Origin of the sequence: Microbacterium sp. XT11, from assembly GCF_001513675.1 — a bacterium.
In the GTDB taxonomy this organism is placed as follows: domain Bacteria; phylum Actinomycetota; class Actinomycetes; order Actinomycetales; family Microbacteriaceae; genus Microbacterium.
In genome coordinates, this window is record NZ_CP013859.1 from 3258335 (window position 1) to 3279070 (window position 20736).

The window sequence follows — 20736 nt, forward strand, 5'->3', positions numbered from 1 at the left end:
AGAGAAGACATCATGACGACGACGTCACCCGCCACCAGACCCGGTGGGCTCCGCGTGGGCGTGCAGCGATTCGGCACGTTCCTCTCCGGCATGATCATGCCGAACATCGCGGCGTTCATCGCCTGGGGATTCATCACCATGCTGTTCATCCCCGCCGGGTTCTTCGGCGCCGACAGCCCCTTCGGGTGGCACTGGGCCCCGGTGGCGGAGATCATCGGAGGCGGCGGCGACTCGGCCGCCATCGGCTGGAACGGTGCGATGACCGCACTGGCCGAGGGCGACGGCGGCACCTTCCTCGCGTACGTCGGGCTCGTCAGCCCCATGGTCAGCTACCTCCTGCCCCTGCTCATCGCGAACACGGCCGGACGCATCGTCTACGGCGAGCGCGGCGGCGTCGTCGCGACCATCGCCACGATGGGCGTCATCGTGGGCACCGACATCCCGATGTTCCTGGGCGCCATGATCATGGGCCCGATCGCAGCGTGGCTGACGAAGCAGATGGATCGCATCTGGGACGGCAAGATCCGCCCGGGCTTCGAGATGCTCGTGAACAACTTCTCCGCGGGCATCCTGGGCATGATCCTCGCGATCGTCGGGTTCTTCGCCTTCGGCCCCGTCATGCTGGGCATCTCGGCTGCGCTGGGCGCGGCCGTCGACTGGCTCGTCTCCCTGAACCTGCTCCCGCTGGTGTCGATCATCGTCGAACCCGCCAAGGTGCTGTTCCTCAACAATGCCATCAACCACGGCGTGTTCACGCCGCTCGGCATCGAGCAGGCCTCCGAGGTCGGCAAGTCGATCCTGTTCCTCATCGAGGCCAACCCCGGCCCCGGCATCGGCCTGTTGCTGGCGTTCACGTTCTTCGGCGTGGGGGCGGCGAAGGCGTCGGCTCCTGGCGCCGCCATCATCCAGTTCTTCGGCGGCATCCACGAGATCTACTTCCCGTACGCGCTGAGCAAGCCGACCACCATCCTCGCGCTCATCGCCGGAGGCGCGGCCGGTGTCACGACGAACATGCTGCTCGGCGGCGGCCTCGGCTTCCCCGCCGCTCCGGGAAGCATCATCGCCGTCACCGCGGCGGCCGTCGGCTCCGGTATCGGCAACCTGCTCGTCGTCTATCTGTCGGTCGTCGTCGCAGCGACCGTGACGTTCCTCATCACCGCCGTCATCCTGCGCGCGTCCCGGCGCCGCGACCTCGCCGCGGAGAGCGACGCCTTCGGCGCCGCCATCGCGCAGACCGAGGCGAACAAGGGCCGCTCGTCGGCCGCCATGGACGCGCTGCGGACATCGACGGCCGCCTCCGCGTCCGACGGCGCCGCCCCTGCGGCAGCCACGTCCACGATCGCTCCCGTGCGGAGCATCGTGTTCGCCTGCGACGCCGGAATGGGATCGTCGGCCATGGGCGCCAGCGTGCTGCGCAACAAGTTCAAGAAGGCGGGCATCGAGGATCTCACGATCGTCAACCAGGCCATCGCGAACCTCGACGGCACGGCCGACATCGTCATCACGCAGCAGCAGCTGACGGATCGCGCCAAGGCCCAGTCCCCGGACTCCCTGCACGTCTCGGTGGACAACTTCATGAACTCGCCGAAGTACGACGAGGTCGTCCAGATGGTGCAGGAACAGCGAAAGGAACAGTCATGAGCGTGCTCCGCCCCGAGCAGGTCCGCATCCACGAGGGGTCCGCCACGCGGGACGCCGCGTTGCAGGAGGCCACAGACATCCTCGTCGCGGCGGGGGCCGTCACCCCGGCATACGTCGACGCGATGCGACAGCGGGAGGAGACCGTGTCGACCTTCATGGGCAACGGGCTCGCCATCCCACACGGCACGAACGAGACGAAGGACGCGATCCTCGACTCCGCCCTCTCCGTCGTGCGCTACGACGGCGGCGTCGACTGGTCGGGCGATCCGGTGACGTTCGTGATCGGCATCGCGGGCAAGGGCGACGAGCACCTGGAGATCCTCTCCCAGATCGCCATCCTCTTCTCCGACGAGGACGAGGTCGCGAAGCTGGCCGCCGCGCAGACGCCGGCGGAGCTGTACGAGCTGCTGTCGGCGGTGAACTCCTGATGAAGGCCGTCCACTTCGGCGCAGGCAACATCGGCCGCGGGTTCGTCGGGCTGCTGCTGCACGAGGGCGGCTACGAGGTCGTCTTCTCCGACGTGGCCGACGCTCTCGTCGACGCCATCAACGCGGTGGGCTCGTACATCGTGCACGAGGCCGGACCGGGCGGCCGCGACCGCGAGGTGACCGGGTTCCGGGCGGTGAACAGCCGCCTGGACCCGGACGCCGTGGCGGAAGAGATCGCGACAGCCGACGTGGTCACGACGGCGGTGGGACCCGCCGTGCTGCGGTTCGTGGCGCCCGCGATCGTCGAAGGGCTGCGGAGGCGGGCAGGCGACGCGCCCCGCCTCCAGGTCATGGCTTGCGAGAACGCCATCGGCGCGACCGATCTGCTCCGCACGGAGGTCGAGAACGCCGCAGGCGCGGATGCCGCGGACCTGGTCGCGCGCGCCGTGTTCGCTAACACCGCCGTCGACCGGATCGTGCCCGCTCAGCCGCAGGGCCAGGGCGTCGACGTCACGGTCGAGCCGTACTTCGAGTGGGCCATCGAGGCCGGGCCCTTCGCGGGCGACCTCCCCGCCATCCCCGGTGCACACTTCGTCGACGACCTGGCCCCCTACATCGAGCGCAAGCTCTACACGGTGAACACCGGCCACGCCGCGACGGCGTACTTCGGCGCACGCGCCGGCGCCGGCACCATCGCCGAGGCCCTCGCCGACCCAGAGGTCGCCCGGAGCGTGCAGGCGGCGCTGGAGGAGACCTCCGCCGTCCTCGCGGCCGAGCACGGCCTTGATCCGGAGGACCTCGCCGAGTACCGGGCGACGATCCTGCACCGCTTCCGCAATCCGCTGCTCGCCGACAGCGTCGAGCGCGTCGGACGACAGCCGCTGCGCAAGCTCTCGCGCAACGAGCGCTTCATCGGGCCGGCGGCGATGGCGGCCGAACGCGGCCTGTCGACGGGGGCCCTCGTAGCGGCCGTGGGGGCGGCGCTGGAATTCACCGACCCCGGCGACCCCCAGGCGGTCGAGCTGCAGGAGCGGCTGCGCACGGAGGACGCGGTGGAGCTGACGGCATCCGTCACGGGGCTCGATCCCGAGCATCCGCTGTTCGCCGCGGTCCGCGACGTCGTCCTCTCCCGGCAGGAGCGCATGGCGACCGCCTGACACGCGGCGACCATCGTCAGGCCTCCCGCGCGCTCCCGGCAGCGCTACGATCGACTCACTCGACCCGACCGCAGCACGTCCGTGCGCAGGGAGACTGATGAACACGTACGCCGTCATCGGGGCCGGTCCCTCGGGACTCGCCGCAGCCAGGGCGCTGGCGCGCCGCGGCATCGGGGTCGACGGCTACGAGGCGTCCGATGGCGTGGGCGGGCTGTGGGACATCTCGAACCCGCGGAGCACGGTCTACGAGTCGGCGCACCTCATCTCGTCGCGTACGACGACCGAGTTCGCCGAGTTCCCGATGCGCTCCGACGTCGACTATCCCGGCCACCGGGCCGTGCTGCAATACTTCCGCGACTACGCCGAGCGCTTCCGCCTCGACGAGCTCTTCCGCTTCCGCACGCGGGTCACGCGCCTGGAGCCGCGCGGCGGCGGCTGGGACCTCACCAGCGTCGGCCCCGACGGCCTCGCGACCCGCTGGTACCCAGGAGTCGTGCTCGCGAACGGCACGCTCGCCGAGCCCCGCATCCCCTCCATCCCGGGCGAGTTCTCCGGAGAGCTCCTGCACTCCAGCGCGTACAAGTCGGCGACCCGGTTCGCCGGCAGACGCGTGCTGCTCGTCGGCGCGGGCAACTCGGGATGCGATATCGCGGTCGACGCCGTGCACCATGCGGCATCCGTCGATTTGAGCGTGCGCCGGGGGTACCACTTCGTGCCGCGGTACCTGTTCGGCAGGCCGAGCGACACCCTCAACCAGGGCCCTCCGCTCCCCCGCCGTCTCAAGCAGGCGATCGACAGCCGCGTGCTCAGGGCGTTCACCGGCGACCCCGTGCGCTTCGGCTTCCCGAAGCCCGACCACCGCATCTACGAGTCGCATCCGATCGTCAACACCCTGATCCTCACGCACCTCGGCCAGGGCGATCTGCGGGTCCGTGCCGACGTCGAGCGCTTCGACGGCACCACGGTGCGGTTCCGCGACGGCACGTCCGACGACTACGACCTCGTGCTGCTGGCCACCGGCTACCGCCTGGACTATCCCTTCGTCGACCGTTCGCATCTGCACTGGCGGGGAGCTGCGCCGCGGCTGTTCCTGCAGATGTTCCCCGCGTCGTTCAACGGGCTCTACGTCGTGGGGATGGTCGAGGCCTCCGGCATCGGATGGCAGGGGCGCTACGAGCAGGCCGAACTGCTGGCCGCGTACCTCGACGCGAGCGAGCGTGCTCCGGGGCGCGCTGCCCGGTTCCGCGATCGCGTCGTGCGGGAGCCCTGGCCCGACGTCACGGGCGGCTACCGATACCTCGCGGTCGACCGCATGTCGTACTACGTCAACAAGGACGCCTACCGCCGCGCCGTGCGGCGCGAGCAGGGCGCGCTCGACGCACGGGGCTGACGTCCACCGGAATCACGGCGTCACGCGATCGAGCAGCGGATGCAGGTGCCTGGTGCGCAGCACCGACGATGCCGACCGCGCCCCCGCCGCGAGCGCCTCGGGAACCGACGCGCCCGCGAGATGCGCGTCGAGCACACCTGCGAGGAACGCGTCGCCCGCGCCGTTCGTGTCGACGACGTCGACGGGGACGGCGGCGACCCGGTGCTCGACGCCGTCGGCGTCCACGGCGACCGCGCCGTCGGCGCCGAGGGTGCAGACGGCGAGCGTCGCACCGGCCGCGATGCGGGAGTGGAGGAAGGCCACCGGGTCGTCGAGCCGGTCGGCGTTGCAGAAGACCGCGTCGGCGGCGTCGAGGAAGGGCCGGTGGAACTCCGCCGATCCGTCGTAGTCGTGCACATCGACCCAGATGGGCGTGCCGGCCTCACGCGCGAGCGGCAGCAGGCGCAGCGGTTCGGCAGCGAGGTCGAGCACCAGCGCATCGGCCGCCGCCATGAGGTCGCGCAGCTCGTCGTCCTCCGCGCCGTCCGTGGCCGACGGCGCCGAGAGGTACAGCGACACGCGGCCGCCGGCGCGCGTCATGAGGTTGAGGTGCCGCTCCGTCGCCGAGGCACTCGCCCAGCGGACGTCGACGCCCGCGCCTGCGAGCGCGCCGCGCACCCGCTCCCCCGGCTCGTCGTCGCCCGCCAGGGCGTACAGCAGCGTCGACCGGCCAAGGCCCGTGAGGCTGAGGGCCTTGCCTGCGCTCGTGCCGCCGACGGTGTCCCAGCTGTCCTCCGCGAACTGCATGTGCGGCACGGGCTCAGGAAGGCGGTCGAGGACCACGATCGAGTTCCAGGATGCGGGGCCGGCGATGAAGACGGAAGGAGAGGGCATGTGCCCATCCTGCCGTGCGCCGCGTGCTCAGCCGATGCGCGCGACCAGCGCGTCGACGGTCATTCCGTAATCGATGCGGACGACCGGCAGCGCCAGCTTGTCGGTGCCGATCGTCACCAGGCCCGGTTCGATGGTGCGCGCCAGCTCGTACCCCGCCTGCGCGACGCCCTGCTTGGCCGTGTCGTTGTAGTGACCGTATGGATAGGCCATCACCTCACGCACGCCGAGGACGTCACCCGAGGCGGCGAGGTCTGCGGCGATCTCCTCCGCCGTCCAGTTCACCATGCGCCCCTTGCCGTTCGCCCCCGCCTGATGCATGTCGTGGGTGTGCGAGCGTCGCTGCACGTAGATCGACGGAGGAGCGTCCTGCCGGTGCGCCGTGATCATGAACGACGTGGACAGGAGCTTGTACTCGTCGATCACCGGCACCGCCAGGTCGAACCAGCTCTGGTCCGCGTCGTCGTCGGTGATGATGACCGAGCGCGCGGGGAGGAACAGCCGCCCGTCGATGAAGGCGTCCAGCTCATCCCACGTGGGGAGGTAGAACCCGGTCGTCGCGATGTGGTTCATCTGCGCCTCGAAGTCGCCGATGTAGGCGTAGTTCCCGCGCAGCCAGCCCGACTCGCCCTCGGGCTTCGCCGTGAACTGGTGGTACATCAGGATGGGGATCCGCGCATTCTCAGCCGAGTTCCGCTCGGAGGTCGTCCACGCCGCGAAGAGCTCGACCTGCCGGTCGGTGCACACGACCGGATCCGCACCGTTCACCCGTCCCGCGGTGTCGAGGGCTGCCGCAGCCTCCGCCGACGCGTACCAGCCGGCGAACACCCGGCCGTCGGTCGTCGGGATGGGGAGGTCCTGGTACAGCGCGTCCTGCCTCAGCAGCACGGGATCACCCGGCGCACCCTCCCCCGTGAAGGTCACCGCGCACGCCAGCGGATCATCCGCTTCGGCGAGCAGCTGTTCGGCCGCCGTGAGCGTCCGCACGAGACTCGCGCCCTCCGCGCGGGGCTCGGCGATCCGCGTCTCCCGCAGCATGCCCGCTAGGGCGACCGTTGCTCCCCCTCCGACCATCACGATCGTGCCGACGATCGCGACGGCGAGCAGCGCCCGCCGTCTCCCCCCTGCCGCCACGTCAGATGTCGAAGCCGTCGGCGATCATCTCGACCAGTTCCTCGCGCTCCTCGACGGGCAGGAAGGTCGCGGACGCCGCGTTGAACTGGAAGGTCTCGAGGTCGTCGAGGTCGTACTCGAAGGCCTCGACGAGCAGTGCGAGCTCCCGCGTGAGGGAGGTCGCGCTCATCGTGCGGTTGTCGACGTTCACCGTCACGGCGAAACCGAGCTGGTACAGCAGATCGAACGGATGATCGGCGAGCGTGTTGCCCCACGCGGAGATCGCGCCGGTCTGCAGGTTCGACGACGGCGAGAGCTCCAGCGGGATCTCGCGGTCGCGCACCCAGCGCGCGAGGTCTCCGAAGCGCACCTGCACCTCGTCGCCCTCCTGCGTGACGACTTCGAGGTCCTCGGCGATGCGCACGCCGTGACCGAGCCGCAGCGCGCGACCGTCGAGCAGCGCGGAACGGATCGATGCCAGCCCCGCCGCCTCCCCTGCGTGAACCGTCACGGGGAAGAAGTTCTCGGCGAGATAGTCGAAAGCCGCGCGGTGGTTCGACGGCGGGAAGCCGTCTTCGGGGCCGGCGATGTCGAAGCCGACGGCCCCGCGTCCACGGAAGCTCACTGCGAGTTCGGCGATCTCGCGGGCGCGGTCGGTGTGCCTCATCGCCGTGATGAGCTGGCCCACCCGGATGCTGTGCCCGTCGCGGTCCGCTGCGTCCTCGCCCTCCTCGATGCCCTGCTGGACGGCGTCCACCGCCTGCTCGAGCGAGAGTCCGCGCGCGAGATGCTGCTCAGGAGCCCAGCGCACCTCGCCGTAGATCACGCCGTCGGCCGCGAGGTCCTGCACGAACTCCCGCGCGACACGCGTCAGTCCCTCGGTCGTCTGCATCACCGCGGTCGTGAGGTCGAACGTCTTCAGGTACTCGACGAGCGAACCCGAGTCGCTCTGCCGCGCGAACCACCGTCCGAGCGCCCGCGGGTCGCTCTCCGGCACCTCGAGGCCGATCGCATCGGCCAGTTCGATGATGGTGCCCGGGCGCACCGCTCCGTCGAGGTGGTCGTGCAGGGACACCTTGGGCAGGCTGCGCAGCGAAGCGCCCTGGACGCTGACGTCGCCGTTCGCATCGATCGACATGGGGTTCCTCTCGGTCGCAGATTCGCTCAGTTCAGGCTAGCGGTGCGTCTTGTCACGCGGTGATGCGTTCGCGCACGAGCGATGCCGCCCCGTGCCCCGCTGCGCCGGTGTCCGACGGGTCGCCGATCTCCCATGCGCCGTCGAGCGCGTCGAGCGCCCGTGCGAAGCGCGCGTCGTCTGCGGCCGACAGCGTGAACAGCGGCTGCCCCGCCGCGACCACGTCGCCCGGCTTGGCATGCAGGTCGATGCCGGCCTCGAAGACCACGGGGTCGTCCGCTCGCGCCCGACCTGCGCCGAGCCGCCATGCCGCGATGCCGAACGGCAGCGCATCCATGCGGGTCACCACGCCGTCGACGTCGGCGGTCACGACGTGGGTCTCGCGCGCGGTCGGCAACACGGCGTCGGGGTCGCCGCCCTGTGCACGGATCATCCTCTTCCAGCTGTCCATCGCACGGCCGTCGTCGAGCGCCTTCTCGACATCGGCATCCGGCTGTCCGGCGAGTGCCAGCATCTCGCGGGCGAGGGCGATCGTCAGGTCGCGCACATCGGCCGGACCGCCGCCCGCGAGCACCTCGACCGATTCTCGCACCTCGTTGGCGTTGCCGATGGCGCGACCGAGCGGGACGTTCATGTCGGTGAGCAGGGCGGTCGTCGCCACGCCGGAGTCGGTGCCGAGTTCGACCATCGTCCGAGCCAGCTCCCTGGCACGGTCGATGTCCTGCATGAAGGCGCCCGATCCGAACTTCACGTCGAGCACGAGCGCATCGGTGCCCTCGGCGATCTTCTTCGACATGATGCTCGAGGCGATGAGCGGGATCGCCTCGACCGTACCGGTGACGTCGCGCAGGGCGTAGAGCTTCTTGTCGGCCGGGGCGAGGCCGGAGCCTGCGGCGCAGATGACCGCCCCGACGTCGCTCTGCATCTGCGCGAACATCTCCTCGTTGCTGAGCGACGCGCGCCACCCGGGGATGGACTCGAGCTTGTCGAGCGTGCCGCCGGTGTGGCCGAGGCCGCGTCCGCTGAGCTGCGGGACCGCGACCCCGAACGAGGCGACGAGCGGAGCCAGCGGCAGCGTGATCTTGTCGCCGACGCCGCCCGTGGAGTGCTTGTCCACGGTCTTCTTGCCGAGGCTCGCGAAGCTCATGCGCTCGCCCGAGGCGATCATGGCGTCGGTGAGCACGCGGATCTCGTCGCGCTGCATGCCGCGCTGAAACACCGCCATCGCGAACGACGCCATCTGCGCGTCGGAGACGTAGCCGCGGGTGTAGGCGTCGACCATCCAGCGCAGAGCCGGCTCGGGGACGACCCCGCCGTCGCGCTTGGCGCGGATCACGTCGACCGCGTCGAAGGGCTCGACGGACATCAGCGAACCTCCTCGAGGTCACGGGGGCCGAACGCATCCGGCAGCACCTCGTCGATGGTGCGGATGCCCGACACCGTCTCCAGCAGCATCCCCGGCATGGCGTGCTCGAAGAGCAGCTGACGACAGCGGCCGCACGGCATGATCGTCTCGCCATCGTTGTTCACGCACACGAAGGCCACGAGCTTGCCGCCGCCGGACATGTGCAGGTCTCCGACCAGCGCGCACTCGGCGCACAGGCCGACGCCGTACGACGCGTTCTCGACGTTGCAGCCGGCGACGACACGGCCGTCGCTGACGAGGGCGGCGGCGCCGACCCGGTAGCGGGAGTACGGCGCATACGCCTTGGTCATGGCATCCGTGGCGACCTGACGGAGGTCGTCCCAGTCGATGTCGGTCATCTCTCTCCTAGGACTTGATGTAGGGCTCGCCGTCGGCTGCGGGCGGGCGGGAGCGCCCGACGAGGCCGGCCACGGCGAAGATGGTGACGACGTACGGCAGCATCAGCATGAACTGGCTCGGCACCGGGGATCCGATGACGCTCAGCACGCCCTGCAGGTTCGTGGCGAAGCCGAACAGCAGCGCGGCGAGCGTGGCCTTGATCGGGTCCCACTTGCCGAAGATCACGGCCGCGAGGGCGATGAACCCGGCGCCGGCGGTCATCTCCGGATTGAAGCGGGGCACCGAGACGAGTGTGTAGAACGCGCCGCCCATGCCGGCGATCGCTCCCGCGATGAGCACGTTCATGTAGCGCGTCCGCGCGACGTTGATGCCGACGGTGTCCGCCGCCTGCGGGTGCTCGCCCACCGCACGCATCCGGAGCCCCCAGCGCGTGCGGTACATGCCGTACCAGACGACGAACACGACGACGTACATGAGGTAGACGACGATGGTCTGCCGGAACAGGATCGGGCCGATGATCGGGATCTCGCTGAGCACCGGGATCGGCAGCTTCGGGAACGGGGTGACCGTGTTGAGGGTCGCCTGGTTGGGCGCGAGCACCTGACGGAAGAGGAAGGTCGTCACGCCGATCACGAGCACGTTGAGCACCACGCCGACGATCACCTGGTCGACGTAGTAGGTGATCGCGAAGACGCCGAGCACGAGTGCCACGAGGACGCCGGCCGCCATGGCCGCCACGAGGCCGGCCCACGGGCTGCCGGTGGCGGAGCCGACGATCGCCGCCGTGAACGCGCCGGCCAGCAGCTGCGCCTCGATCGCGATGTTCACGACACCGGCGCGCTCTCCGATCACGCCGCCGAGGGCGCCGAAGATGAGCGGGGTGGCGAGCGCGAGCGCGCCCTCGAGCAGACCGATCATCGGCAGCGTGCCGGAGCTGCCGGCCGCCGCCCACGCGAGGAACCCGAAGATCAGCGCTGCCGCGAACACGGCCGTCAGCCACAGCGGCACGCGGCGACGTGCGGACGCGAGGAACCACGCCACGGCGGCGATCGCCGCGGCGATGACGATGGTCACCCAGGCGGTCGCCGTGCCGGGCACGACGAGGTTCGGCACGGCCAGCAGCTCCCCGCCCGAGGTGAGCCGGAACGTCGCGTCCCCCGGACGCGGAGCGAGCAGCGGCAGCAGCGCGACGAGCACCGTGACGACGGTGAAGATGACAGGCGTCTTCCACGAGACGACGGTGACGGTGCGCGGTGCTGCGTCGATGGTCTGGACGCTCATGCCGCCACCTCCTTCTCTGCGACGAGGCGGCGCTTCGCGTCGGCACGACGCTGGCGCCGGGTGGTCCGGCCGGGCTGCGGGAGCCCGAACATGGCCCGCACGAGCGGCGGCGCGGCGATGAACAGCACGATGAGCGACTGCACGACCAGCACGATCTCGATGGGCACGCCCTGCGAGGCCTGCATCGTGAAGCCTCCGGTCTTGAACGCGCCGAAGAGCAGGCCGGCGCCGAGGATGCCGAGCGGCCGCGAGCGTCCGAGCAGCGCGACGGTGATGGCGTCGAATCCGATGCCCGCGTCGATGCCGCCGCTGAAGCCCTTCGGCTCGGTGCCGAGCACCTGGCTCACACCGGCGAGGCCGACGAGCGCACCGGCGACGAGCATCACGGTGAAGTACATGCGTCCGACGGAGATGCCCGCCGTTCGTGCCGCCGCCGGGTTCTCGCCGACGGCGCGGAAGCGGAATCCGAGGCTTGACCGCTCCAGCAGCCACCACGTGACGGCCACTGCGACGAGCGCGAAGAGGAACCCGAGATGCAGCTTGTACATCGGGCCGAGGATCTGCGGAAGCACGGCGGAGTCTGCCATCGGCGCAGTCTTGGGGTTGTTCGACCCAGGCGCCTGGAGCAGCCCCTGCGTGGCGAGCATCCATGCGAGCAGGTAGAACGCGATGTGGTTCAGCATGATCGTCACGATGACCTCGTGCGCACCCGTGCGCGCCTTGAGGAAACCGGCGATCCCCGCCCAGACGGCTCCGGCTGCGACACCGGCGATCAGCGCGACGATCATGTGCAGCGGGAAGGGCAGGTTCCACGAGGTCGCGACGTAGCCGGCAGCCGCGGCCGCCATGAGCATCTGCCCCTGACCGCCGATGTTGAACAGCCCTGCGCGGAACGCGAGACCGACGCCGAGGCCGGCCGCGATGAGCGGCGTCGCGAACTTCAGCGTCTCGGTGAGAGGACGGATGCCGATCGCGAACGAGTCGGCGTTGACGTTGTAGATCGACCCGCGGAAGAGGGCGGCGTAGGCCCCACCGACGGCGTTGCCGATCGCGACGAAGGTGTCACCGGGCTGGGCGAAGAAGTAGCTCATCGCCGCCTGTACGCCGGGGTCGGTGAGGGCGATCATGAGCGAGCCGACGACGATGGCAGCGACCACCGCGAGGATCGAGACGAGCACGTTGCCGCTGACGATCTCGGTCATCGCGGCGCGCCAGCGCGACGGGCGCGGTGCCTCCGGTGCGGCCGGGGCCGGATCGGGCAGGGTCTGGGCGGCGGTCATGCCTGCACTCCTTCGGTCGCCGCGCCGGCCATCATGAGGCCGAGGGTGTCGCGGGGCGTGTCGCCGGGGACGACGCCGACGATCTTCCCGCGGTACATCACGAGGATGCGGTCGGCGAGGGCTGTGACCTCGTCGAGCTCCGTCGAGATCACGATCACAGGGACTCCGGCATCGCGCGTCTCCACGATGCGCTTGTGGATGAACTCGATGGAACCGACGTCGACGCCGCGCGTCGGCTGGGCGGCGATGAACAGCGAGAGGTCACGGCTGAGCTCGCGCGCGAGCACGACCTTCTGCTGATTGCCTCCGGAGAGACGGCCGGCCGGTTGCGTCGGTCCCTGCGCGCGGATGTCGAACTCGGCGATCTTCTCTCGCGCGAAGTCGTCGCGCACGCGCATCTGCAGCGCGCCGTTCTTGACGAAGGGCGCGCCGTTCGAGCGGTCGAGCATGAGGTTCTCCGCGATGGAGAACTCCTTCACGAGCCCGTCGACACCGCGGTCCTCGGGGACGAATCCCACACCCGCGTCGAGGATCTGCCGCACGCTGCGGCCGACGAGCTCCTGCCCGTTGAGGCGGATGCTGCCGCGGACGCGCTCCTGGAGTCCGACGAGCGCCTCGGTGAGCTCCGTCTGCCCGTTGCCCTGGACGCCGGCGATCGCGAGCACCTCGCCGCCGCGCACCTCGAATGAGGCGTCGTCCACGAGCACGGCGCCACCGGCATCCGTCACGGTGAGGTTCTCGACGACGAGCGCGTTGTCGCGGAGCACAGGCGCGTCCTTGTGCACCGTGAGCTCCACGGAGCGACCGACCATGAGCGAAGCCAGCTCGGTGTTCGACGCGGTCGGCGAGGCCTCGCCGACGACCGTTCCGAGACGGATCACCGTGATGCGGTCGGCGACCTCGCGCACCTCGCGCAGCTTGTGCGTGATGAAGACGATCGCGGTGCCCTGCTCCTTGAGCTGGCGCATCGTCGCCATCAACTCGTCGGTCTCCTGCGGGGTGAGCACGGCGGTGGGCTCGTCGAAGACGAGGATGCTCGCGTCACGCGCGAGCGCCTTGATGATCTCGACCCGCTGCTGGACGCCCACCGGGAGGTCCTCCACGACGGCATCCGGGTCGACGTCGAAGCCGAAGCGTTCCGAGATCTCCCGCACCTTCCGACGGGCAGCGGCGAGGTCGAGGCGGCCGCCGAACGTGGTCGACTCGTGTCCGAGCATCACGTTCTCGGCGACCGTGAAGACCGGGATGAGCATGAAGTGCTGATGCACCATGCCGATGCCCGCGAGCATCGCGTCGCCAGGGCCGGCGAAGTGCTGCACGACGTCGTCGATGAGGATCTCGCCCTCGTCGGCCTGATAAAGGCCGTAGAGCACGTTCATCAGAGTCGACTTGCCCGCGCCGTTCTCGCCGAGGAGGCAGTGGATCTCGCCGGGTTCGACGACGAGATCGATGTGGTCGTTGGCCGTCAATGCGCCGAACCTCTTCGTTATGCCGCGCAGCTCGAGCTTCATGTGTCCGATCCTATTCGTGACGTGTCGCAGTGCCCAGGGATCGCCCGAGCAGACGACAGCGGGGAGGCCGGCCACTGCCGGCCTCCCCGTGTGTGAGGTGAGTCCTTACTCGCTGAGGTACGAGGTGACTTCGATCTTCCCGTCGATGATGTCCTGCTTGATGGCGTCCACCTTCGAGACGAGTTCGGCGTCGACCTTGCTCTCGAAGTTGTGGAGCGGTGCGATGCCGACGCCCTCGTTCTCGAGCGTGCCGACGTACGGCTCGCCGTCGAAGTCGCCCTTCGAGGCGGCGATCACGGCCTCGTACGTCGAGAGGTCCATGGCCTTGAGCACCGAGGTCAGCACGTAGTCCGCCGTGGTGGGGTCGGTGTTGAACAGGTCGGCATCCGCTCCGATGAGCGCGATGTCCTTGCCCGAGTCCTTGATGGCCTGCAGACCCGACTGGTAGATCGGACCGCCGACCGGGAACAGCACGTCGACGCCCTGGTCGATGATGTTCTGCGCCGTGGTCTTCGCGTCCTGGTTGGCCTCGAAGCCGCCCGTGAACGAACCGGTCTTGCCGTCCCAGCCGACGACCTCGACGGCCGTGCCGTTCTCGGAGTTGTAGTAGTCGACACCCTGCTTGAAACCGTCCATGAAGATCGTCACGGTCGGGAACTCCATGCCCCCGTACGTGCCGACCTTGCCGGCCTTGGTGTAACCGGCGGACAGGTAGCCGGCGAGGAACGCGGCCTCGGCCGTGTTGTAGAGCAGCGGCTTGACGTTGTCGGGCTTGTCGTCGCCGCCGGCGTCGTCGATGAGGATGAAGTCGGTGTCGGGGTTCGCGGTGGCCGCGTCGACGGTGGCGGTCGCGAGGGCGAAGCCGACGGTCACGATCGCGTTGCAGCCCTCGGAGACCATGTTCTCGACGTTGGGGCCGTACTCGGTCTCGGTGTTCGACTCGGCCTTCTTGAGCGGAACGCCGATCTCATCGGCCGCCTTCTGCGCGCCCTCCATCGAGAGCTGGTTGAACGACTTGTCGTCGAAGCCGCCGAAGTCGGAGACGATGCACGTCTGGAAGTCCGAGGCAGCCGGCTTCTCGCCGCCGCCCGCAGGCTTGTCGGTCGGCGCCTGGCCGCAGCCGGCGAGAGCGAAGATCACACCAGCGGCGACTGTCGCGCTGAGCAGCTTCTTGGTGGTGGAGATGGTCAACTCGTTCCTCCCTCAAGGACTCCGCGGCCCTCGCGGATCGCTCAAAGTTACCTAGTGTTTCGCCGTTTGGGCATGTTCGGCCCGCGCGGGCTGGCGAATGGTTACAAACCTGAAATCAACGCAACTGATGAGCAGGCGGGCCTGCTCATCGGAGCACGGGAGTGAGGCTCAGAGCACGTCGCCGCGACCGGTGACCTTCAGCGACTCAACGACGCCCTTCACCCGCTGCGCGTTCTCCACGGTGGTGACGAGCAGAGCATCCGGAGTGTCGACGACGACGATGTCCTGCACACCGACCAGGCTGATAACGCGCGACGTCTGGCTGACGAGGATGCCGCTGGCCGCGTCGGACAGCACCCTCGCCTTGGGCCCGAGCACGGCGAGGTCGTTCTTGCGGCCGTTCGTGATGAGCTTGGTCAGCGAGGCGAAGTCGCCCACGTCGTCCCAGTCGAAGTGGCCGGGCACCACCGCGAGGCGTCCTCGCTTCGCCGCCGGCTCGGCGACCGCGTAGTCGATGGCGATCTTCTTCAGCCGGGGCCAGATCCGGTCGACGGCCGGCCCACGGCGGTCACGGTCGTCCCATGCCTCGGCGAGCTCGGTGAGGCCGGCGTGCAGCTCGGGCTCGTTGGCGGCGAGCTCGTCGAGCAGCACGCTCGCCTTCGAGATGAACATGCCCGCGTTCCAGAGGTAGCCCCGGTCGGCGAGGTACGACTTCGCCGTCTCCAGGTCGGGCTTCTCGACGAAGCTCTCGACGAGGGCCGCTTCGCGCGCGCGCTCGACGACGAGCTCCTCTCCCTTCTTGATGTAGCCGAAGCCGACGGCCGGCTCGGTCGGGGAGATGCCGATCGTGCAGATGTACCCCTCCCTGGCGACCTCGACGGCGTCGCGCACGGCGAACTCGAAGACCCGCGTGCCCCGGATCACGTGATCGGCGCTGAACGAGCCGATGATGACATCGGGGTCGCGCCTGTGCAGGATCGCCGCCGCCAGCCCGATCGCGGCGGGGGACTCGCGCGGCTCCGATTCGAGGAAGACGTTGTGGTCGGGGATGCCGGGGAGCTGGTCTTCGACGGCGGCGCGATGTGCACGCCCTGTGACGACCGCGATGCGCTCCGGACCGGCCAGCGGTTCCAGGCGATCCCAGGTGTCCCGCAGGAGGGAGTGGCCGGAGCCGGTGAGGTCGTGCAGGAACTTCGGCGCATCCGCTCGCGACAGCGGCCACAGCCTGCTGCCGATGCCGCCCGCCGGGATGACCGCGTAGAAGTCCTTGATGGGTTCGTTCACCCTGCCAGGGTAGCCGTCGCAGATCATGTCGAGAACGCATCGTCACCATGCGCAAAACCTCTCGACATCGAGAGACTTAGGCTCCCCTTCGTCGCCCGCGAGAGCCGACGGGAATAGGATGGTCAGCGATCGGCCGTGCCTGGCGTTTCGACAGGCTGACACTTGGACCACGCAGTGCACGCGACCGAGTCACTTCGATCCAGGGAGGACGACCGTGTCCGCAAGCGCTCGCTTGACACCGTCGATTTCGGAAACCACGTCCAAGACCCCGCGCGGCACCCTCTATCGGGGTCGCGAAGGCATGTGGTCGTGGGTGCTTCACCGCATCACCGGAGTCGCCATCTTCTTCTTCCTGCTGGTGCACGTGCTCGACACGGCGCTCATCAGGGTGTCCCCCGAGGCGTACAACGCCGTGATCGGCACGTACAAGAACCCCATCATGGCGCTGGGCGAGGTCGTGCTGGTCGCCGGGATCGTCTTCCACGCCCTCAACGGCCTGCGCATCATCGCGGTCGACTTCTGGTCGAAGGGCGCGCGCTACCAGCGTCAGCTCTTCTGGGGCGTCATCGCCGTGTGGGTCGTGCTCATGGCCGGATTCGTCCCCCGCCACCTCATGCTCGCGTTCGCCGGATTCGGAGGAGGACACTGATGAGCGCTCAGACCGTCGCCGCCCCCGTCCGTCGTCAGCGCGGCGTGAACCTGGAGAAGTGGGGCTGGCTGTTCATGCGCGGCTCCGGCGTCGTCCTCGTCGTGCTGATCTTCGGCCACCTCTTCATCAACCTCATGGTCGGCGAGGGCATCCACGCCCTGGACTTCGCGTTCATCGCGGGCAAGTTCGCGTCGCCGTTCTGGCAGTGGTGGGACGTGCTCATGCTGTGGCTCGCCCTCATCCACGGCGCCAACGGCATGCGCACGATCGTCAACGACTACGTCACGAACACCACCGCGCGCAGGGTGCTCATCTGGGCGCTCGGCCTCGCGGCGGCGCTCCTCATCCTCCTCGGCACCCTGGTCGTCTTCACGTTCGACCCGTGCCTGGGCGTGACCGAGTCGAGCACGCTGTGGGACACCTGCCAGGCCGCGGCCAACTGATAGAGAAGGCAAACGACAAGTGACTACTCAGGCCCAGGATTCCGTCGTCCGCGACGGGGTGCACTACCACCAGTTCGACATCGTGATCGTGGGCGCCGGAGGCGCCGGCATGCGCGCGGCCATCGAAGCAGGCCCCGGCGCGAAGACCGCGGTCATCTCGAAGCTCTACCCGACGCGCTCCCACACGGGGGCGGCGCAGGGCGGCATGGCCGCGGCGCTCGCCAACGTCGAGGAGGACAGCTGGGAGTGGCACACCTTCGACACGGTCAAGGGTGGCGACTACCTCGTCGACCAGGACGCCGCCGAGATCCTCGCCAAGGAGGCCATCGACGCGGTCATCGACCTGGAGAACATGGGTCTCCCCTTCAACCGCACGCCCGAGGGAAAGATCGATCAGCGCCGCTTCGGCGGCCACACCGCGGAGCACGGCAAGAGCCCGGTGCGCCGCGCGTGCTACGCCGCCGACCGCACCGGCCACATGATCCTGCAGACGCTGTTCCAGAACTGCGTGAAGCTCGGCATCAACTTCTTCAACGAGTTCTACGTGCTCGACCTCATCACGGTGAAGGATGCCGATGGACGAACGCAGGTCGCCGGCGTCGTCGCCTACGACCTCGCCACCGGTGAGCTGCACGTCTTCCACTCCAAGGCCGTCATCTTCGCGACGGGCGGCTTCGGCAAGATCTTCAAGACCACGTCCAACGCGCACACCCTCACGGGAGACGGCGTGGGGATCGTCTGGCGCAAGGGCCTCCCCCTCGAGGACCTCGAGTTCTTCCAGTTCCACCCGACGGGCCTCGCCGGCCTCGGCATCCTCCTCACCGAGGGTGCTCGAGGCGAGGGCGCGATCCTCCGCAACGCGTCGGGCGAGCGGTTCATGGAGCGCTACGCCCCGACCATCAAAGACCTCGCGCCGCGTGACATCGTCGCGCGGTGCATGGTGCAGGAAGTGGCAGAGGGACGCGGGGCCGGGCCGCACAAGGACTATGTGCTGCTCGACTGCACCCACCTGGGTGCCGAGGTCCTCGAGACCAAGCTCCCGGACATCACCGAGTTCGCCCGCACGTACCTCGGCGTCGACCCCGTGGTCGAGCCCGTGCCCGTCATGCCGACGGCGCACTACGCCATGGGCGGCATCCCGACCAACAACAACGCCGAGGTCCTCGCCGACAACACCACCGTCGTGCCCGGTCTCTACGCCGCCGGTGAGTGCGCGTGCGTCTCGGTGCACGGCGCCAACCGCCTCGGCACGAACTCGCTGCTCGACATCAACGTGTTCGGGAAGCGCGCCGGCCGCAACGCGGTCGAGTACGTCAAGACCGCCGACTTCGTCCCGCTCCCGGAGAACCCGGCCGCGTTCGTGTCCGACATGCTCGAGGGCCTGCGGAACAACCAGGGCACCGAGCGCGTCGCCGTGCTGCGCAAGACGCTGCAGGAGGAGATGGACAGGGGTGCGCAGGTGTTCCGCACGCATGAGTCCCTCGAGCACGTGCTCGGCGTGATCGCCGAGCTGCGCGAACGCTACAAGAACGTGCACGTCGACGACAAGGGCCACCGCTTCAACACCGACTTGCTCGAGGCCGTGGAGCTGGGCTTCCTGCTCGACATCGCCGAGGTCGTCGTCTATGCCGCGCAGAACCGCGAAGAGAGCCGCGGCGGACACATGCGCGACGACTTCCCGAAGCGCGACGACGAGAACTACATGAAGCACACCATGGCGTACCTGACGGGCGACCCGCACTCGTCGACGCCGAGCGACCACATCAAGCTCGACTGGAAGCCCGTCGTCGTGACGAACTACCAGCCGATGGAGAGGAAGTACTGATCATGTCGACCGTCGCAGAGGCGCCAACCGCCGACTCCGCCGCAAACGACAGCGGTGTGCAGTCCTTCATCGTCACGTTCAACATCCGCCGGTTCGACCCGGAGGTCGACTCCGAGCCGCACTGGGTCGACTACGACGTCGAGCTGTACTCCACCGACCGCGTGCTCGACGCACTGCACAAGATCAAGTGGGAGGTCGACGGATCGCTCACCTTCCGCCGGTCGTGCGCGCATGGCATCTGCGGGTCCGACGCCATGCGGATCAACGGCCGCAACCGCCTCGCCTGCAAGACGCTGATCAAGGACCTCGACATCTCGAAGCCGATCTATGTCGAGGCGATCAAGGGCCTCCCCCTCGAGAAGGACCTCGTCGTCGACATGGAGCCGTTCTTCGCGTCGTACCGCGAAGTGCAGCCGTTCCTCGTCGCCAACTCCGTGCCGGAGAAGGGCAAGGAGCGCGTGCAGTCGATCGCCGACCGTGCGATCTTCGACGACACCACCAAGTGCATCCTGTGCGCGGCGTGCACCTCGTCGTGCCCGGTGTTCTGGACGGACGGGCAGTACTTCGGCCCGGCGGCGATCGTGAACGCCCACCGGTTCATCTTCGACTCGCGCGACGACAACGCCGCCGTGCGTCTCGACATCCTCAACGACAAGGAGGGCGTGTGGCGGTGCCGCACGACCTTCAACTGCTCCGAGGCCTGCCCCCGAGGCATCGAGGTCACCAAGGCGATCGCCGAGGTGAAGCAGGCCGTGCTGCGCGGTCGCCCCTGACGGCACGAACCATGGCGAAGGGCGGTCTCTGCGGAGACCGCCCTTCGTCATGACGGCGACCCGTCAGGGTCGCCCCGATGTCCGACCCCCACCTAGGCTGGAACCATGCCACATCTGCGTATCGCCACGGTCAATGTCAATGGGATCAGGGCGGCCGCCCGAAACGGGATGGGCACCTGGCTCGACAGCGCCGACATCGACATCCTCACGCTCCAGGAGGTCCGCGGCCAGGACGAGCACCTCGAAGCTGCGCTCCCCGGCTGGACCTTCGTCCATGACGAGGGCACCGCCAAGGGACGCGCCGGCGTGGCGATCGCGAGCCGCACGGCGGCGCTGGCATCACGCACCGAGTTCGGCGATGCGGATTTCGACTCGAAGGGCCGCTGGATCGAGGCCGACTTCCTGCTCGGCGACCAGCCGCTCACGGTCGTCAGCGCGTACGTGCACACCGGCGAGGCCGACACCCCCAAGCAGGACGAGAAGTGGCGCTACCTCGACGCCTTCGGCCGTCGCCTCAGTGAACTCGGCCAGGAGGGAGCGCTCGCCCTCGTCACCGGAGACCTCAACGTCGGCCACCGCGAGCTCGACATCAAGAACTGGCGCGGCAACCGTAAGAAGGCCGGCTTCCTGCCGCGAGAGCGGGCGTACTTCGACCGTTTCCTCGGCGAGGCCGGTGCGGAGGTGCGATGCGTCGACGGAACCGTGGGCACGGGACTGGGCTGGGTCGACGTGGGGCGGAGATTCCACGGCGACGTGGACGGACCGTACACCTGGTGGTCCATGCGCGGCCAGGCGTTCGACAACGATTCCGGATGGCGCATCGATTACCACTTGGCGACGCCGGCCCTGGCTGAGCGCGTGATCTCCTACCACGTGGCCCGCGCGGCGACCTACGACCAGCGCTGGAGCGATCACGCTCCGGTGGTCGTGGACTACAGCTACTGACCCAGAAGCGCCTGCAGGGCCCTGGCCGCCACGGCCCTGGCCGCCACGGCCCTGC

The 20736-nt window shown here is 69.0% G+C and carries 19 protein-coding genes; 9 read left to right on the forward strand and 10 right to left on the reverse strand.

Annotation, left to right across the window (positions count from 1 at the left end):
• Positions 1-12: 12 nt before the first annotated feature.
• The 4 genes from AB663_RS15665 (at position 13) to AB663_RS15680 (ending at position 4616) form a co-directional block, all read left to right on the forward strand.
• Positions 13-1641 carry a PTS mannitol transporter subunit IICB gene (locus tag AB663_RS15665; protein ID WP_067201328.1) on the forward strand — a complete coding sequence of 543 codons (1629 nt, stop codon included), beginning with the start codon at positions 13-15 and terminating at the stop codon, positions 1639-1641.
• Positions 1638-2069 carry a PTS sugar transporter subunit IIA gene (locus AB663_RS15670; RefSeq protein WP_067201331.1) on the forward strand — a complete coding sequence of 144 codons (432 nt, stop codon included), beginning with the start codon at positions 1638-1640 and terminating at the stop codon, positions 2067-2069. Before AB663_RS15665 ends, AB663_RS15670 begins: the two co-directional genes overlap by 4 nt.
• The gene (locus AB663_RS15675) at positions 2069-3226 is read left to right on the forward strand and encodes a mannitol-1-phosphate 5-dehydrogenase (RefSeq protein ID WP_067201335.1); all 1158 of its coding nucleotides are present in this window, start codon (positions 2069-2071) and stop codon (positions 3224-3226) included. Before AB663_RS15670 ends, AB663_RS15675 begins: the two co-directional genes overlap by 1 nt.
• Before the next feature lie 97 nt (positions 3227-3323).
• The gene (locus tag AB663_RS15680; RefSeq protein WP_067201338.1) at positions 3324-4616 is read left to right on the forward strand and encodes a flavin-containing monooxygenase; all 1293 of its coding nucleotides are present in this window, start codon (positions 3324-3326) and stop codon (positions 4614-4616) included.
• Between the two features lie 12 nt (positions 4617-4628).
• Here AB663_RS15680 and AB663_RS15685 read toward each other — a convergent pair whose 3' ends face one another.
• The 10 genes from AB663_RS15685 to AB663_RS15730 all read right to left on the reverse strand — a co-directional run bounded on the left by AB663_RS15685 (position 4629) and on the right by AB663_RS15730 (position 16046).
• Positions 4629-5489 (reverse strand): carbohydrate kinase family protein, encoded by an 861-nt coding sequence (locus AB663_RS15685; protein WP_067201341.1) that lies wholly within the window; start codon positions 5487-5489, stop codon positions 4629-4631.
• A 27-nt stretch (positions 5490-5516) separates the two neighbouring features.
• Positions 5517-6620, reverse strand: a complete 1104-nt coding sequence (locus AB663_RS15690; protein WP_232304574.1) for a polysaccharide deacetylase family protein — start codon at positions 6618-6620, stop codon at positions 5517-5519.
• A 1-nt stretch (position 6621) separates the two neighbouring features.
• Entirely contained in the window at positions 6622-7737 is a 1116-nt protein-coding gene (locus tag AB663_RS15695; RefSeq protein ID WP_067201344.1) for an adenosine deaminase, read from the reverse strand.
• A gap of 52 nt (positions 7738-7789) precedes the next feature.
• A complete protein-coding gene (locus AB663_RS15700; RefSeq protein WP_157541160.1) occupies positions 7790-9100 on the reverse strand; it encodes a thymidine phosphorylase in 1311 nt (436 codons plus the stop codon).
• Positions 9100-9498 carry a cytidine deaminase gene (locus tag AB663_RS15705; RefSeq protein WP_067201350.1) on the reverse strand — a complete coding sequence of 133 codons (399 nt, stop codon included), beginning with the start codon at positions 9496-9498 and terminating at the stop codon, positions 9100-9102. The genes AB663_RS15700 and AB663_RS15705 overlap by 1 nt, the downstream gene beginning before the upstream one ends.
• Before the next feature lie 7 nt (positions 9499-9505).
• Positions 9506-10780 (reverse strand): ABC transporter permease, encoded by a 1275-nt coding sequence (locus AB663_RS15710; RefSeq protein ID WP_067201353.1) that lies wholly within the window; start codon positions 10778-10780, stop codon positions 9506-9508.
• Positions 10777-12060, reverse strand: coding sequence for an ABC transporter permease (locus AB663_RS15715; protein ID WP_083511280.1), 1284 nt, complete (start codon positions 12058-12060; stop codon positions 10777-10779). Before AB663_RS15715 ends, AB663_RS15710 begins: the two co-directional genes overlap by 4 nt.
• Complete coding sequence (locus AB663_RS15720; protein WP_067201356.1) at positions 12057-13571, reverse strand: ABC transporter ATP-binding protein; 1515 nt, start codon at positions 13569-13571, stop codon at positions 12057-12059. The genes AB663_RS15715 and AB663_RS15720 overlap by 4 nt, the downstream gene beginning before the upstream one ends.
• 105 nt (positions 13572-13676) lie before the next feature.
• Positions 13677-14762: a BMP family lipoprotein gene (locus tag AB663_RS15725; RefSeq protein ID WP_067201358.1), complete on the reverse strand. Its 1086-nt coding sequence runs from the start codon at positions 14760-14762 to the stop codon at positions 13677-13679.
• Positions 14763-14930: 168 nt separating this feature from the next.
• On the reverse strand, positions 14931-16046 hold the full coding sequence (locus AB663_RS15730; protein ID WP_067202881.1) for a mannose-1-phosphate guanylyltransferase: 1116 nt from the start codon (positions 16044-16046) through the stop codon (positions 14931-14933).
• Between the two features lie 214 nt (positions 16047-16260).
• Between AB663_RS15730 and sdhC the strand changes: the two genes are divergently transcribed.
• The 5 genes from sdhC to AB663_RS15755 all read left to right on the forward strand — a co-directional run bounded on the left by sdhC (position 16261) and on the right by AB663_RS15755 (position 20681).
• Positions 16261-16695 carry a succinate dehydrogenase, cytochrome b556 subunit gene (gene sdhC / locus AB663_RS15735; RefSeq protein WP_083511281.1) on the forward strand — a complete coding sequence of 145 codons (435 nt, stop codon included), beginning with the start codon at positions 16261-16263 and terminating at the stop codon, positions 16693-16695.
• Positions 16695-17138 carry a succinate dehydrogenase hydrophobic membrane anchor subunit gene (locus AB663_RS15740; RefSeq protein ID WP_067201362.1) on the forward strand — a complete coding sequence of 148 codons (444 nt, stop codon included), beginning with the start codon at positions 16695-16697 and terminating at the stop codon, positions 17136-17138. Before sdhC ends, AB663_RS15740 begins: the two co-directional genes overlap by 1 nt.
• A gap of 19 nt (positions 17139-17157) precedes the next feature.
• Positions 17158-18963 carry a succinate dehydrogenase flavoprotein subunit gene (gene sdhA, locus AB663_RS15745; RefSeq protein ID WP_067201364.1) on the forward strand — a complete coding sequence of 602 codons (1806 nt, stop codon included), beginning with the start codon at positions 17158-17160 and terminating at the stop codon, positions 18961-18963.
• 2 nt (positions 18964-18965) lie between these two features.
• Positions 18966-19736: a succinate dehydrogenase iron-sulfur subunit gene (locus AB663_RS15750; protein ID WP_067201368.1), complete on the forward strand. Its 771-nt coding sequence runs from the start codon at positions 18966-18968 to the stop codon at positions 19734-19736.
• Positions 19737-19841: 105 nt separating this feature from the next.
• The gene (locus AB663_RS15755) at positions 19842-20681 is read left to right on the forward strand and encodes an exodeoxyribonuclease III (RefSeq protein ID WP_067201371.1); all 840 of its coding nucleotides are present in this window, start codon (positions 19842-19844) and stop codon (positions 20679-20681) included.
• Positions 20682-20736: the final 55 nt, after the last annotated feature.

Bases quoted from the DNA above. Each gene is read 5' to 3' on its own strand.
- AB663_RS15705 (WP_067201350.1), bottom strand. From the start codon at position 9,498: ATGACCGACATCGACTGGGACGACCTCCGTCAGGTCGCCACGGATGCC.
- AB663_RS15755 (WP_067201371.1), top strand. From the start codon at position 19,842: ATGCCACATCTGCGTATCGCCACGGTCAATGTCAATGGGATCAGGGCG.
- AB663_RS15675 (WP_067201335.1), top strand. From the start codon at position 2,069: ATGAAGGCCGTCCACTTCGGCGCAGGCAACATCGGCCGCGGGTTCGTC.
- AB663_RS15740 (WP_067201362.1), top strand. From the start codon at position 16,695: ATGAGCGCTCAGACCGTCGCCGCCCCCGTCCGTCGTCAGCGCGGCGTG.
- AB663_RS15695 (WP_067201344.1), bottom strand. From the start codon at position 7,737: ATGTCGATCGATGCGAACGGCGACGTCAGCGTCCAGGGCGCTTCGCTG.
- AB663_RS15720 (WP_067201356.1), bottom strand. From the start codon at position 13,571: ATGAAGCTCGAGCTGCGCGGCATAACGAAGAGGTTCGGCGCATTGACG.
- AB663_RS15715 (WP_083511280.1), bottom strand. From the start codon at position 12,060: ATGACCGCCGCCCAGACCCTGCCCGATCCGGCCCCGGCCGCACCGGAG.
- AB663_RS15685 (WP_067201341.1), bottom strand. From the start codon at position 5,489: ATGCCCTCTCCTTCCGTCTTCATCGCCGGCCCCGCATCCTGGAACTCG.
- AB663_RS15665 (WP_067201328.1), top strand. From the start codon at position 13: ATGACGACGACGTCACCCGCCACCAGACCCGGTGGGCTCCGCGTGGGC.
- AB663_RS15750 (WP_067201368.1), top strand. From the start codon at position 18,966: ATGTCGACCGTCGCAGAGGCGCCAACCGCCGACTCCGCCGCAAACGAC.
- AB663_RS15670 (WP_067201331.1), top strand. From the start codon at position 1,638: ATGAGCGTGCTCCGCCCCGAGCAGGTCCGCATCCACGAGGGGTCCGCC.
- AB663_RS15710 (WP_067201353.1), bottom strand. From the start codon at position 10,780: ATGAGCGTCCAGACCATCGACGCAGCACCGCGCACCGTCACCGTCGTC.
- AB663_RS15700 (WP_157541160.1), bottom strand. From the start codon at position 9,100: ATGTCCGTCGAGCCCTTCGACGCGGTCGACGTGATCCGCGCCAAGCGC.
- AB663_RS15680 (WP_067201338.1), top strand. From the start codon at position 3,324: ATGAACACGTACGCCGTCATCGGGGCCGGTCCCTCGGGACTCGCCGCA.